Origin of the sequence: Salinithrix halophila, assembly GCF_042650125.1 — a bacterium.
Taxonomy (GTDB): Bacteria; Bacillota; Bacilli; order Thermoactinomycetales; family DSM-45169; genus Salinithrix; species Salinithrix halophila.
In genome coordinates, this window is the sequence record NZ_JBHSAP010000018.1 from 658,206 (window position 1) to 671,870 (window position 13,665).

At 51.9% G+C, this 13,665-nt stretch carries 13 protein-coding genes and 1 pseudogene; 3 read left to right on the forward strand and 11 right to left on the reverse strand.

The annotated features are described in order from the left end of the window. Positions 1-64: 64 nt before the first annotated feature. The 3 genes from ACFOUO_RS16305 to ACFOUO_RS16315 are packed head-to-tail and all read right to left on the reverse strand — an operon-like array spanning position 65 to position 2,217. Positions 65-1,135, reverse strand: a complete 1,071-nt coding sequence (locus ACFOUO_RS16305) for a hypothetical protein (protein ID WP_380706193.1) — start codon at positions 1,133-1,135, stop codon at positions 65-67. A 53-nt stretch (positions 1,136-1,188) separates the two neighbouring features. Further along, complete coding sequence (locus ACFOUO_RS16310) at positions 1,189-1,446, reverse strand: metal-dependent hydrolase (RefSeq protein WP_380706194.1); 258 nt, start codon at positions 1,444-1,446, stop codon at positions 1,189-1,191. A gap of 42 nt (positions 1,447-1,488) precedes the next feature. Then, complete coding sequence (locus ACFOUO_RS16315; RefSeq protein WP_380706195.1) at positions 1,489-2,217, reverse strand: glycosyltransferase; 729 nt, start codon at positions 2,215-2,217, stop codon at positions 1,489-1,491. A gap of 247 nt (positions 2,218-2,464) precedes the next feature. Between ACFOUO_RS16315 and ACFOUO_RS16320 the strand changes: the two genes are divergently transcribed. Further along, positions 2,465-3,154, forward strand: coding sequence for a glycosyltransferase (locus ACFOUO_RS16320; protein ID WP_380706196.1), 690 nt, complete (start codon positions 2,465-2,467; stop codon positions 3,152-3,154). A gap of 37 nt (positions 3,155-3,191) precedes the next feature. Here the strand turns inward: ACFOUO_RS16320 and ACFOUO_RS16325 are convergent. From ACFOUO_RS16325 to ACFOUO_RS16340, 4 genes and pseudogenes are all read right to left on the reverse strand, one after another. Beyond that, positions 3,192-3,389 (reverse strand): annotated as a pseudogene (locus ACFOUO_RS16325) (HU family DNA-binding protein). Between the two features lie 99 nt (positions 3,390-3,488). Continuing rightward, positions 3,489-4,133 (reverse strand): prepilin peptidase, encoded by a 645-nt coding sequence (locus tag ACFOUO_RS16330; RefSeq protein WP_380706197.1) that lies wholly within the window; start codon positions 4,131-4,133, stop codon positions 3,489-3,491. An 89-nt stretch (positions 4,134-4,222) separates the two neighbouring features. Then, positions 4,223-6,094, reverse strand: coding sequence for a terpene cyclase/mutase family protein (locus ACFOUO_RS16335; RefSeq protein WP_380706198.1), 1,872 nt, complete (start codon positions 6,092-6,094; stop codon positions 4,223-4,225). Further along, positions 6,091-6,225, reverse strand: coding sequence for a hypothetical protein (locus ACFOUO_RS16340; protein WP_380706199.1), 135 nt, complete (start codon positions 6,223-6,225; stop codon positions 6,091-6,093). The genes ACFOUO_RS16335 and ACFOUO_RS16340 overlap by 4 nt, the downstream gene beginning before the upstream one ends. Before the next feature lie 130 nt (positions 6,226-6,355). On the opposite strand from ACFOUO_RS16340, the gene ACFOUO_RS16345 reads away from it, so the two are divergent. Further along, positions 6,356-7,087, forward strand: coding sequence for an ABC transporter ATP-binding protein (locus ACFOUO_RS16345; RefSeq protein ID WP_380706200.1), 732 nt, complete (start codon positions 6,356-6,358; stop codon positions 7,085-7,087). Next, positions 7,084-8,307: an ABC transporter permease gene (locus ACFOUO_RS16350; protein ID WP_380706201.1), complete on the forward strand. Its 1,224-nt coding sequence runs from the start codon at positions 7,084-7,086 to the stop codon at positions 8,305-8,307. Before ACFOUO_RS16345 ends, ACFOUO_RS16350 begins: the two co-directional genes overlap by 4 nt. Before the next feature lie 32 nt (positions 8,308-8,339). Here the strand turns inward: ACFOUO_RS16350 and ACFOUO_RS16355 are convergent, their stop codons facing one another. The 4 genes from ACFOUO_RS16355 to ACFOUO_RS16370 all read right to left on the reverse strand — a co-directional run bounded on the left by ACFOUO_RS16355 (position 8,340) and on the right by ACFOUO_RS16370 (position 13,601). Further along, positions 8,340-8,990, reverse strand: coding sequence for an SCO family protein (locus ACFOUO_RS16355; protein WP_380706281.1), 651 nt, complete (start codon positions 8,988-8,990; stop codon positions 8,340-8,342). Positions 8,991-9,156: 166 nt separating this feature from the next. After that, positions 9,157-10,680 carry a glycine betaine uptake BCCT transporter gene (locus tag ACFOUO_RS16360; protein ID WP_380706202.1) on the reverse strand — a complete coding sequence of 508 codons (1,524 nt, stop codon included), beginning with the start codon at positions 10,678-10,680 and terminating at the stop codon, positions 9,157-9,159. A 180-nt stretch (positions 10,681-10,860) separates the two neighbouring features. Beyond that, entirely contained in the window at positions 10,861-12,252 is a 1,392-nt protein-coding gene (gene murC, locus ACFOUO_RS16365; RefSeq protein ID WP_380706203.1) for a UDP-N-acetylmuramate--L-alanine ligase, read from the reverse strand. Positions 12,253-12,257: 5 nt separating this feature from the next. Beyond that, positions 12,258-13,601 (reverse strand): bifunctional folylpolyglutamate synthase/dihydrofolate synthase, encoded by a 1,344-nt coding sequence (locus ACFOUO_RS16370; RefSeq protein WP_380706204.1) that lies wholly within the window; start codon positions 13,599-13,601, stop codon positions 12,258-12,260. Between the last annotated feature and the right edge of the window lie 64 nt (positions 13,602-13,665).

Sequence of the window (13,665 nt, forward strand, 5' to 3'; positions counted from 1 at the left end):
AATCGCTCTTGATAATTCTCAGTTTAGCAAAATCAAAACCCGGTCACAAGGAACAATCCCCGCTTCAACTAAGGGTCTCTATAAATTTTTCATAGGCGAGCGCGTACCTCACCAATCCTTCCTGGATTTGCCACAATACTGTTTTGTTAGGTTTTTCCGTCTGTGTGCTTTGCACCACCAAATCCATTGCCCGTACCATCTGTATCCAATCTGCCATTGTCTGATCGGAAAGCCCTTTTTCCACAGAATCCCTAACTTTGGAAAAGCGGGTGTAGGCTTGGTTGACATCTTTGCGTGCCGATTGAAAATCAAGGTCTGTACCGGGAGAGGAGACTCCCTTCACCGTCAATTTTGCCATTGTGGTGAAGATTCGATTTCCTTCCCGGAGAGCCGTAGGAAGGTCCTTTTTCCAAGCGGTTTCGGCCCCTTTAGGAAGAGGAACATCTTTTCCCAGCTGAATATCTTTATAGTAGACTTCTCCTTTTTTCTCCTTGAAACCGGCAGACAGTTTTTGAGCCTCTCCTTTGTTCAGAGCTGCCCCCTGATAGATCCGGTAGGGAGCTTTATCCGTCATTACAGCAGCCAGCCCTTGGGTACGTTGATTCATCACCGTTTTGCCGGCTCCTGCTTTTTCCTGAAAAGTCCCTCCCTGGACAAGAACAGCCGTCAATTTGGGAATCGTTACCGTAGGGATCTCCTGTTTTGACTCCTTCTTTTTTCCAGCTATCTCCTTTTCCACTTCGCTTGGCACGGTTTTCAGGTGGGAATCGATGGATCCGGCGGAAGAGTCACTTCCTTCAGGGAAAAAGAGGGAAAGAACCACAACCCCCATTAAAGTCCCTATCATGACAGCCGCCCCGATGGAGAGCAGGAGAGCCCCCACCGCCTTTTTACCCTGAGTTGAACGCTTTCGGGAATACGGACTTCCCCACTCGATTCCCTCTTCATCCACCTCCAGCACGGTCCAGGGAGTCCGTGCTCGGTCGGGCTCCCTAGTCCCCCTCTCTCTGCCTTCCGGTTTCGCGACAGTTTCCAATCCTTCCTTCTCTTTACTATTGCACGACAGGCCCGCGATTTTTTGTGACGGGTGCGTTGCCAATCCATTCAAACGAACGGTGATTCGCGGTTTCTCCATCGTCTATCGTCCCCTTCTCCCATCTGGTACTACCATATGTATGTCCTGCTAGATTAAAGTAGAACCCGGGAGAAGAGAGTGCAAAATGATAGAGCAACCGCCCCTGTCCAATGATCGACTCGGTGCCCTGTGTAAATCCTGTAGCCTGGAATCTGCAAACGAAACGGTTGGGATGACGGCCATAGTAACGGGATCCCTTGAGGGGTCATGGCATCCGCTAACAGATGAGAAGCGACCGCAAACAAGTGAAAATTTGGTTTTATAAATGGCTGTTTTCCTACTGATTCCTCTATAAATAATTCCCCGATCATTTGTTTTGTTGAAATTCTTTCCTTCCTCTTTCTTGAGGAGGATCACAAAATCGGCTTGTCTGCCCACTTTTTATAATTGCGGGTGAAGGAGACGATTCGACTGTATTGTCGGATCAAAACGGGATACGGAATCTGCCACGTATGACTTTTATGATCCTGTCGCCGGTATGCAACAAAATTGTATCGGCTGGTCGAATATATTTTAAAACCCTTTTTCCTACAACCCCGCAAAAACGACAAACACTCGCCCAGTGTGGAATCCGGAAACCGGACCTTTCGAAACACTTCCTGTTTGGCCACCAAAGTGGCGCCGGCCACCACTTGAGAAAACCGGTTCTCGATCCCCGGACGGCGGATCAGCAACAGCTTCTTTTCTCTTAAATAGACGTACATCGTTCGTTTGCCCACTACGTCTGCCCCGGTTTCGCTCATGGCCCGGACAGCCTCCAAAAGGTAATAGGAAGAATAGTAGTCATCATCATCAAATTTGGCCACCAATGGATACTGGGCCTTGCCTACTCCAAAGTTCAAACATGCCCCCAGGGAAGCGACTTCTGGAAGCTGATATACCCGTACTTTTTGGTAGTCTTTGGCGCGGAGCCTATATGGAGCGAAATCCATCCTGTTATGGTTCAATACAATGATTAATTCTTTTTCTTTGTAAGCTTGTCTCCGATAGTTGTTGAAAATTCGATCGATACACTGGGGACGTTTCGTACAGACAATGATGGAAACGCCGTTCTTCCCCCTCTTTTTCGATCCCCGATTCATGGAGGTACTCACCTCTGCTGTCTTCTTTGCGGTGGCATCACCGTAAAAGAACGTTTTTGTAAACTACCATTATCCTATCCAGGAGTTCATCTATTTGTGAGGGTGGATACCTGCAAGATTGACATACGGGATCAGAAAGAACAAAGCCTCGTATTTTCCACTTATCACCCGCTGGATTAGCCGTCAAATGATCTATCAACCTTTCGTAGAATAGCAGAAGAGATTTTTGAGGAAGGAGAAAGAAACCGTGAATGCGACTCTGCCCAACAATTCGGGGATTACCATCATCACATGCACGAAACGTGCTTTGAATATCCATCACCTTCTCCGCAACTATCGAAGACAGTTGTGGAGAAGAAAAGAACTGATCGTCATCCTGAATCACAACAAACTGCCCCTGCACGTATACGAAAAGGCAGCGAAACAGGTTCCACAGGTGTCGGTCTATCAACTTTCGGAGAGTATTTCCCTGGGGGAGTGTTTGAATTTTGGAGTGAGCCGGGCCCGATACGAATATATCGCCAAGTTTGATGACGATGATTACTATGCGCCTTCCTATTTAACCGACTGCATGCGGGTCATGAAACAAACTGAAGCCGATGTGGTCGGTAAACGAAGTCATTACATCTGGCTTCAGGGGTCGAACGCCCTTATTCTAAGGAAGGTCCCATCCCCGTTCTTGCTGCCCGGCGCCACGCTGTTCATTAAAAAACGGGTGTTTCATAAAGTTCGTTTTTCCCGTCGCAATGCGGGGGAAGACGACCAGTTTTGCAGGGACTGCCGCGCGAAAGGGTTTAAACTCGTCTCGGCGGGAAAATCCCACTTTATCGCTGTCCGCCATTCACAGAACAACCATACATGGAGAATCAGCGACCGGGAGCTTCTATCCCATCCTCAAAACCGGCTGGTCGCTTTTCTGAAAAATTCCTATGCGTAAATGTTTTGGAATCGCGCCCCTCGGACGCCCCATGGATTTAACCATTCACGATTTGCTTCAACTTGTTGCCCAGTTTAAAAGCCGGCATGCGTTTAGCACCAACATGGATGGATTCACCATTTCTCGGGTTTCAAACCATTCGTCCCGGCCGTTTACGTACGATGAAGTTCCCGTAACCGGTCAGCGTCACCTTTTCCTCTTGTTGCAGAGCATTCGCCACTGTCCCCAGAACCACTTACCCAGCTGGAACTCCCGTTTTTCTAGGCGGCTAATGTCACGTATTTATAGGCATCCAATTCAATGGTGTCGGAAGACGCCCGATCGCCACCCCTGGTTACCCTAGGAGGGAGAGATACCAATCCGCCAACATCTGCCCCCATAGGAAGGCCGATAAGAACCCGGCTAAGAGAAACGGAGCAAAAGGTAAAGCCGTTTTACGGCCCACCTTTCCGACAAGGAGCAAAACGGTCGAAACAACCCCTCCGAGCATAATAGCCAGGGCCAAGCCTACGACTGCTACAGGCCAACCGAGTGCAGCCCCGGCTGCGGTCGCCAGTTTGACGTCTCCACCACCCATCCCCCCGCCAGACAGATACGCCGCAAGTACCAATACTCCTCCGCAGAGGAAAGCGCCTATCAGGGAAGAAGCCGCTTTTCCGTCTACAAGACGAAGCAGAAAAAAAAGAAAAAAGGCCGGAATGGTGAGCCGATCCGGAATTAAGCGGCACCAAAGATCGGTCAATAAGGCAGCCGACAGAAACAGGAAGAGAAAGCAGCCAATCACTCTTTCTTCCGTATCCGTATGAACGAAACAGATGACCGTGAAGCCTACTGCACATCCTAAAGGGAAAAGAAAGCGGATGGACAGCGGCCTCAGAGACGGGTCGGGTGCGACTCGCTGCAGGGTAACAGCGGCCAATCTTTCCATGATTCCTCCCGCCCACCAACCGCCGACTACCCACAGGAAGGCCCACTCCATTTTCCCCACCCCTTTCCAAGCTGACGGTTCTATTATACTATGAACGAGGAAATATGAGGGGAAAATGGTTTTATTTTCAGGTGATTTTTTTACAGCTTCCCGCCAAACTTCCTTCGATAGTTAGCCAGGGTGGTCAGCGGCCAAATATACCGATAACTGTGATAGTGAATGTAAAATTGGCCGGCCAGTCCGGCCCCGGTAGGATATTGGACGGCGATGCCCTTCTCTTCAGTTAGTTCTAGTAAACGGCGAATTCCGGCTTGGATCGCCGGTGTCGGCTTGTCGGAACATGCGATCAAGGCATCCAGGGCCCAAGCTGTCTGGGAAGGGGTGCTCATACCAAGAGGGATATAACGGCGCTCCTGATCACTACGGCAAGATTCCCCCCAACCTCCGTCCTCGTTCTGAACGTCCAGCAGCCATTTCATCCCGCGGGCCACCGGAGGATACGCCGACCCGATCCCTACTGCCGCCATACCGGTCAGAGCAGCCCATGTACCGTACAAATAGGTGACCCCCCAGCGTCCGAACCAAGAACCATCCTTTTCTTGGCTTTGGGTTAAGAAGCCAACGGCCTTTCCAACCGCCGGGCAGGAAAGGTCAAAGCGGGCCACCCGACCGAGAAAATAAAGAACACGACCCGTCAAATCGTTAGAGGAAGGGTCCGTCCATGCAGGGGCCGTATCCTGTTGGAGGAGCTTCAATGGCCATTTTTTATCTGTATTTTTTTCAAAAGCAGGCCAGCCTCCATCCCGATTCTGCATCGACAACAACCAGTAAACACCCTGCTTCCAACGTGGATGACTAGTTGCGAATGGGGCTAGAGCTCTTAGGGCGGATGCCGTGTCGTCGCAGTCCGGATTGATCGTGTTGATGTCGGAAAACCCCCACCCTCCAGACCATACACGCGGGTTCTTTAACGACCAGTCTCCGAAACGATGATGCTGGTGGACTGCAAGGTAGGAGGCTGCTCGGCGAAGAGTCGGATGGTCCGCCTTCATCCCCCCATCTGTCAGTGCCCCGGCAATCAAGGAGGTATCCCATACCGTTGAAGTCGTTTCCTGCATGTGAAGCCCTTCCCCCATGGGAAACAAAAACGACTTCAGCCCCTCTGCCGCCCGTCGGAAAATCGGATGCCTTTTTGGATAACCCAGCGCCATCAGTCCAAAAAGCATGAAGAAGGTGGTGCTGAAATAGCTGTACAAGGTGCCGTCAGGTTCAATCCGATCGAGAATAAACCGTTCACCGCGGGCAAGGGCAGCCCCAGCCAGCCTTCTTCCTAGTCGGTACGGTTGAATAAGATCATTCACCCGTGCCGTCAATTCACCTTCCTGCCGAATTTCAGCTATTCGTCCTGTCTTCCCCCAACCGGACAAGTCCAGGGGCAGTCCTGGGATGCGGGTCGAAAAGCGCCGATGGGACGCGAGTAAAACGGGGGCGGCATGGACACGGGCATATCCGACAAGATCCCAGAAACTGATTGGCAGCCACCTGGGCAACAACAGAATTTCCACCGGGACCCGTGGAAGACGGGACCAATCCAGCAACCGGACAAGGGTAAGCATAACTTGGGTAAGAGAGGAAGACTGAGCCGGGCCGCCCCGGAACCGGACCCATTCACGAATTTGCTCGATTTCCGGGCTCCCCGACTCCAACCTTCCAGCAGCCATTAAGCCCAGGGTTGACTCCAGGGTAGCAGAAAGGTTCCCCTCCTTTTCATCCGGATACACCCGCCAAAGTCCGTCACTGTCCCGCAATCCTTCCAGGCGGCGGGCCATCCCCTGGATCTCTTCCTCTCCCATTCCCAGAAGTCGAAAAAAAAGAATGCCATAAGCATCCGTCATCGGCCTACTCTCAAAACAAAAGGTCCAGCGCCCATCCGGCCCCTGCTCTTGGATCAAAAAATCGGTTAGCCGCCCGATCTCCCGGTTCACCCTGTCCATCCATCCATCCCGGATCAACTTCCTTCCCCCACCGTATCCGACCATTCCACACCAGCCCGCCCGATCATCATCTTGACATAAAGAAGAACCTCCTGGTTGTGGTGGCACATGCTCGTGACAGAACCCCTCTCCTCCCGTTTTACCGACACGCAAACCCCTCCCTCTTCTTTCACCTTATGGCTGGTGGCTCTTCGGTATGTGCCCCTTCTGGACACCTGCGTCCCACTGGGATAAGATGACAAGTGTGATGGAATCATCTGCGAAGGCGAGGGTCTTTCTTTGCTGGAAATCAAAAACTTAACCGGGGGGTATTCCTCCCGGCAACCCGTTATCCACGATATCTCCTTTACTGTCAGACCCGGTGAAATCGTAGGGCTGATCGGATTGAACGGTGCGGGCAAGAGCACGACGATCAAACAAATCCTCGGATTTCTCCATCCCGGGAGCGGAGAAATCCTCTTTGACGGAATTTCTACGGAACAGGAGTCAGTCCGTTTCCGTAAACAGGTAGCTTACATACCGGAAACTCCCTATCTCTATCCTGAACTCACTCTGGAGGAACACCTAGAATTGACCGCAATGGCTTACAGCCTCAACGACCGGTGGAAAGAGAGGATCCTACCTCTTTTGCGCGAGTTCCAGATGGAAAACGTGCTCGAATGGTATCCGAGCACGTTCTCCAAGGGGATGCGGCAGAAAGTAATGGTATTGTGTGCATTCCTCGTTCAACCGAAACTACTGATCGTGGATGAGCCCTTCATCGGTTTGGATCCTCTGGCTATACACTCCCTGCTGGAGCGAATGCTTCAGCTGAAGCAGCAGGGAACCGGTATTCTTCTCTCCACCCATGTCCTCGCCACAGCAGAAAAGTATGGGGATCGGTTTGTTCTATTGAAGAAAGGCCGGATCGTCCTCAGCGGCAAGCTGGAGGAAATGCGGAAGCAGGCGGGTCTTTCCGGCGCTTCTCTGGACGACCTGTTCATCCATGTGTCAAAGGACGAAAACCGATGAACAGCATCCAATCCCTGTTCGCAAAGCGACGGAAAAAAACCTGGGCTAAAGGAGTCCGTTACGCCGCCCTGATCGCCAAAAGCCTTCAGGCTTTTCCTATTTTCGCTCTCCTTATCCTTTATTTCTGCTACAAACGCTTTTTGGAATGGCTCCCAGCGGATTTCCCGACAGGGATCTTGTTGGCCGTCATCCTGACTGTTGTGCTAACCCGATCACGGTATAGAACCTTTGTCCAACCGGCTGATCCCTACTTTCTTTTTCCGGCCCGCGAGGAACTTGATGTTTATTTTCGCAAGGCCTTCTTTTACAATCTTGTTCTTCAACTCGGTCACACGTTTGTATGGATGCTTTTCCTAGCCCCGCTCTTCTATACGGGGATCGGAGGAACCGCCTTCTTTGTTTTCGCTCTCATCCTGCTCCTGTTGCTAAAGAGTTGGAATTTATACATGCTCCGACTGGAGATTACCGGTGGCTCGCCTTCTCTCTCCTCTCTTTGGTTGCGGGGCGGTACGAACCTGTTGATTCTGCTCTGGCTTTTCGAAGGCCGCCTTCATCCCCTTCTGATCCCTGCCGCTCTCTTGTGGCTCGGGTTGATCACATGGCATAAGCTCCACCGCCAGCCACCATCTTCCCTCATCCCTTGGGAGAGGCTGATCGCTCAGGAAGAGCAGACGGTTTCCGCCTATTACCGGCTTGCCAGCCAGTTCGTCGAAGTGCCCCATATCCGTAACGAAGTTCGCCCACGGCGCTGGCTTGCCTTTTTGGAAGGGGCAGTTTCCAGCCGTCCGGATAATACCTATCTCTATCTGTACCTTCGCACATTCCTCCGTCACAGCGAGCCTTTTGGCGCGACCCTCCGGCTAACCTTGGTAGCGGCAATCCTCCTACTGACGTTTCGCCCCTCCCTGCCGACGGGGATAATCATTCTGGCGGTAGCGCTCTTCGTCACCGGGATCCAGCTTCCCTGGATCCGGCGCATCCATCGGTTTCAGCCTTGGTTCCGTCTCTATCCCCTGCCAGAAGGACAGAAACAGCGGGACCTCTCCCGCCTCGTCTTCCGGATCATCGGGGTACAATCCACCCTGATTTTGCTTCCCCAACCCCTCTTCTGGTACGCCCCCTCAACCTGGGGACTCCCCCTCCTGTTCCTCGGATGGGGAGCCGGCTGGCTGCTCGGCTGGGGATGGATCCCCCGCCAAAAGAAAAAATCCCTTGCTTAAACAAAAAAAGGTCCCCGATCGGGGACCTTTTTCTATTCTTGACCTTTCAGTCGCTTAATATCTTCGATGATCTTTTCTTCCTCCGGATCTAAGCCGTTGTAGCGTTCATATACCTTCCCTTCACCGTCCACAAGGAAAAAAGAAACCGGGTGGTTAATGGTGAGCGGATCCCCCTTAGACTGGGGCTTTCTCTTCTGTACTTCGCTTTTGAATCCCTTGTAGGCCAATTTTTTGATCTCTTTTTCACGATAGCCCGTCAGCAGATGCCAGCGGGTGAGATCTGCATGGTGGTTCTTTGCAAAACGTTTCAGCACCTTAGGTGTGTCATGATGAGGATCGACACTGAAAGAGACGATGTCCACTTCCGCCCCCTCCACTTTCATCTTCTTCTGCAATTGGACCATATTGGCTGTCATCGGAGGGCAAACATCCGGACAACGGGTAAAAACCATATCCACCAGATAGGGTTGTCCTTTTAAGTCTTTCGAACCGAAAGGTTTGCCGTCCTGGTCGGTGAATTCGTATTCAGGAACTTTCCAGTTAAGGGGTTGCCGCTTTTCCTGCTTTTGATCGCCTGCCGATTCTTCCTTTTGGGGAGCACCACATCCAGCGGCGGTTCCCGCAAGCAACAAAACAACAGCCACGAGCAACACCCCTCGATGATATCGACGCCGTCTTTTCACCAAGATTGACCTCTCCTTTCACTCCGCCGCATCAAGCATCCAGCGACAAGGTTTCCTTAACCAGTGTAATCGATTTCCCGAAAGAGAAAACAGCCCCGTCACAATATTGATAAATACCGATTGAAAAACCCCCGAGAAATTCTCGAGGGTTCATGATTCGGATTGGTTAACCTGTTTTCACCCGGCTTCGTCGGGGTGCTGGATTTTCTGCACGGAACGCTTTGAACAGAGAAACAGCCACCCCAATCAGGATAAAGGTAAAGGGGAAAGCGGCAATAATCGACGCCGTCTGGAGCCCCTGCAAGCCTCCGGAAGCGAGCAACACAGCGGCGGAACCGGCGACGATAGCCCCCCATAAAAGTTTGACTGAGTTGGCGGGGTTGAGACTGCCATTGGTAGTCTGCATTCCCAAAACGAACGTAGCGGAATCCGCTGAGGTAATAAAGAAGGTACTGATCAGCAGAATGGCCAACACGGTTAAAACCATCCCCAAGGGGACGCTCTCAAGGAGTTTGAAGAGGGCAAATTCCGGACCCTGATCGGTAACGATCTTGGAAATGCCCAAGTCATTGAACATATCGGCATAGAGCCCACTGCCGCCGAATACCGCAAACCAAAGTGCACTAAAGAGAGTAGGAACGGCAAGAACTCCCAGGATGAACTCTCGCACGGTTCTACCTCGGGAGACCCGAGCGATGAACGTTCCAACAAAAGGTGCCCAAGCGATCCACCATGCCCAGTAAAAAATTGTCCAGCTCTGGGTCCAGGCAGCTTCCTGGGATTTCGGGAAAGGCGTGATATGGAGGCTCCGCTCAGGCAAATCTTGCAGATAGGCGCCGATAGTGGTGACAAAAGAGTTCATGATGAACATAGTCGGTCCGGCAAATAGAAGAAACAACATCAGAGCGGTGGCCAACGTAATATTGACGTTACTGAGGATTCGGATACCCCGATCCAGCCCCGATATGGCAGAAAACGTAAATAGGACAGTGACGACAGCAATTACAATCAGTTGCGTTGTGAAGGTATTATCGATGGCAGGGGAAACGATGGAGAGACCCCCGGTAATCTGGGCAGCACCGAGCCCGAGAGATGTGGCAACTCCGAAAACGGTAGCAAAGACCGCCAGGATATCGATCGTTTTACCGATCGGTCCGTTTACCCGATCCCCCAACAAAGGGGTGAAGGTAGCACTGATCAGGCCAGGGGCGCCCTTGCGAAACTTAAAATAGGCCAAAGCAAGGGCAATCAAGGTATAGATGGCCCAGGGATGGAGGCCCCAATGAAACAGCGAGTATTTCATCGCATTTTCCGCTGCCTGCCGAGTCCCACCTTCACCGATCGGAGGGCTGGTAAAGTGAGTAAGAGGTTCTGCAACACCCCAGAATACAAGACCAATACCCATACCAGCGGAGAAAAGCATCGCAAACCAAGTGATAAACCCGTATTCCGGTTTCTCATCGTCTTTTCCAAGCCGGATGTTCCCGTACCGGGTAAATACCAGCATAAGCACAAAGATCAAAAAAGCCGTCGCTGCTAGGAGGTAAAACCATCCGAATTTGACCTGAAGAAACTCCTGGATATCTCCGGTGACTGCAGCAACATTTTTAGGTGCCACCGTACCCCAGACGATGAAAAGAAGTGAGATGATAACCGATGTGTAAAAAACAGACTTTGAGACTTTTTTCACATTAACCCACCTTTATCCAAACATGCTATCACTTTAACGTTTTTATGTTACCCCAAATCAATCAGCGTGAAACCTCCATGTCCCTCCTTCTTCCTATAATCGGGAATTTCCTCCCATTTCATGTATCGGAAAATTGCTTTTTTAAGAGCACCGCTCGCCTTTGAAGGGCGGGCAAATATCTTATTGTCTTGCTTGCTCTTTCCGCTTTTCAAGAATAGGGACCAGATTGTGGGCGACACGCCAGATATCGCCAGCCCCCATGGTAATCACCAGATCTCCGGGGCGGACTTGTTCGATCAGATAGGCTTCCACATCTTCTTTGGTATTACGGAATACGGTATGGGGATTGCTGTTGACCTTCACCATCTCCACCAGCCTCTCTGAGGTGACCCCCTCAATGGGGGCTTCTCCCGGCGGAGAATAAATACTGGTAATCACCAGTTGGTCAGCCTCTCCAAAGGCACGACTAAACTCCTCCATCAAGAGGTGGGTCCGTGAATACCGCTGAGGCTGGAATACGGCGACAATCCGGCGTTCCATCGCTTTCAGGCCGTTAATGGTGGTTCGGATCTCCGTCGGATGGTGAGCATAATCATCGACAACCAGAATATCATCCGCTTCCCCGATAACCTGGAAACGACGTTTTGCCCCTTGAAAGCGAGCCAGCCCTTCAACGATCTGTTCGAAGGAAAGTCCCGCTTCGAGGCAGGCCACAACCGTCGCCAGGGCATTGGCCACATTGTGGCGACCAGGAACCTGGATCATGACGTCGCCCAGAATTTCCTCTCCCCGTTTCACGGTGAAACGGGTCTCGTTGAAACGCTGCCTAATATCAACGGCGGTATAATCCGCCGGACGGTCTAAAGCATACGTGATCACCTGAGCGTCAGACTCTCCGGCGATCTCCCGCAAATACCCGTCATCCCAGCCTAGGACAGCAACCCCATCTTTTTTAACTTGGCGCAGAAACTGTTGGTAGGCTTTCTTCAGATTTTCAAAATCGCCATCGTAATTCTCTAGATGGTCGGGTTCAATATTGGTAACAATCGCAATATGGGGATAGTATTCAAGAAAAGTCCCATCACTTTCATCCGCTTCCGCAACCACATATTCACTTTGACCCGCTTTGGCATTACTGCCGAGGCCGACTACCTCGCCACCGATCACATAAGTCGGGTCCGCTTCATTTTCCTCCAATGTCTGAGCAATCATCGAAGAAGTCGTCGTCTTGCCGTGTGCACCGGCGACCGCGATTCCCTTTTTATCGTTTAGAAGGGCTGCTAGCATTTGCGAACGGTGAAGGACAGGAATCCCTTGTGCTTCAGCCGCTTTGAGCTCCACATTACCTTTGGGAATACTGGAAGAATAGACCACACGGTCGGCTCCATCAATGAGAGAAGCATCATGCCCGAGATGAATCTCTGCCCCTCTGACTTCCAAGCTTTCCGTCAATTTGTTCACGGCCACATCGGAGCCGGTCACCCGGTGCCCCATCTCCAGCAACACACGGGCAATCGCACTCATCCCGTAACCACCAATCCCCACAAAATGTACATGTTCTCCTTTGTGCAACCCACTCACCCACCTTTATCCCATTTCTGCGTCCTTAGGCTGTGACGAATCTCCCCTACCAGGAAAAGGGTTCCAGCCACCAGAATCAGATCCCGGCCTCCCGCTTCCTCTCGGAGTTGAGCCAGCCCTTCCCATGGTTTCTCGGCAATCCGAACCGCGATCTCCGGATTCAGGGACCGGATGGTATCCGCCAGCTCGACAGCCGGGAGAGAACGGGGATGGTTCGCTTGCGTAGCCGTAACCGTATCCACCAGCGGCAGCAACGGGGCGAGAATGTTCTCCCGTTCTTTATCCGCCATCACTCCTGTCAAAAAGTGCAGCTGATCATATTCATAAGATGTTAGAGCGTCGGCAAGTGCCAGGGCTCCCTCCCGGTTATGAGCCCCGTCAAGCAGAATGCGGGGCGAATCAGCCACTGTCTCCAACCGGCCGGGCCAGAACACTTTCTCCAGCCCTTGGCGGACTGTCTCCTTATCCAGCAGCGTTGCATAAAACTGGCGCAGCACCTCACATATCATCAGGGCCATGGCCCCGTTCTTTACCTGGTGCGCCCCCTTCAAAGGGATGGATACCTTCTCAAGAGAACGGTAGGGACCGATAAATGTAAAAGCCTCCCCTTCCGCTCCCTTTTCAGGAAAGGATTCCACTTTAAAATCCCGGTTCAACAGGTAAAGACGGCAGTTTTTTTCTTTCGCTCGCTGTCGGATAACGAGAAGCGCCTCCTCGTCTTCGACGGCACTCACTACCGGCACTCCCGCCTTGATGATCCCCGCTTTCTCCGCAGCGATCTCTGGGATGGACTCCCCAAGAAACGCCTGATGATCATGTCCTACATTGGTAATAACGGATACGAGGGGAAGGACAACATTGGTGGAATCCAGCCGCCCGCCCAAACCCGTTTCCCAGACGACAAACCAAGGAACGGCCTCACGGGCGAAGTATAAAAGAGCAACCAATGTCCAAAACTCGAATTCTGTCACCCGGTCAAGCCCTGCCGCCGCCCGTTCCTCTGTCAGGTCGGCTACGACTTTCGCCCAACGGACAAATTCGGACTCCGGGATGGGGTCCCCATCCATGGTAATCCGCTCTCCCCAATGCTGCAAATAAGGAGAAGTGAACATTCCGGTCGGATAACCCGCCTGCCTAAGTATAGATGCCGTCATCGCGGCTGTCGATCCTTTGCCGTTAGTGCCCGCAATGTGGATGATTTTCAGTCGGCGTTCCGGGTTGCCGAGACGGGCACACATCCATTCCATCCGGTCCAGCCCTGGGCGAACGCCCTGGGAGCACCCTTCTCTCATCCACTGAAACACATCATCCGCTATGGTGAATCCCATTGCTTCAGCCATGCCGCTTCGTTCCCTTCTTCCATTCCATGCGGAAAAATCCCCAAACCAATACTATCATAACAGT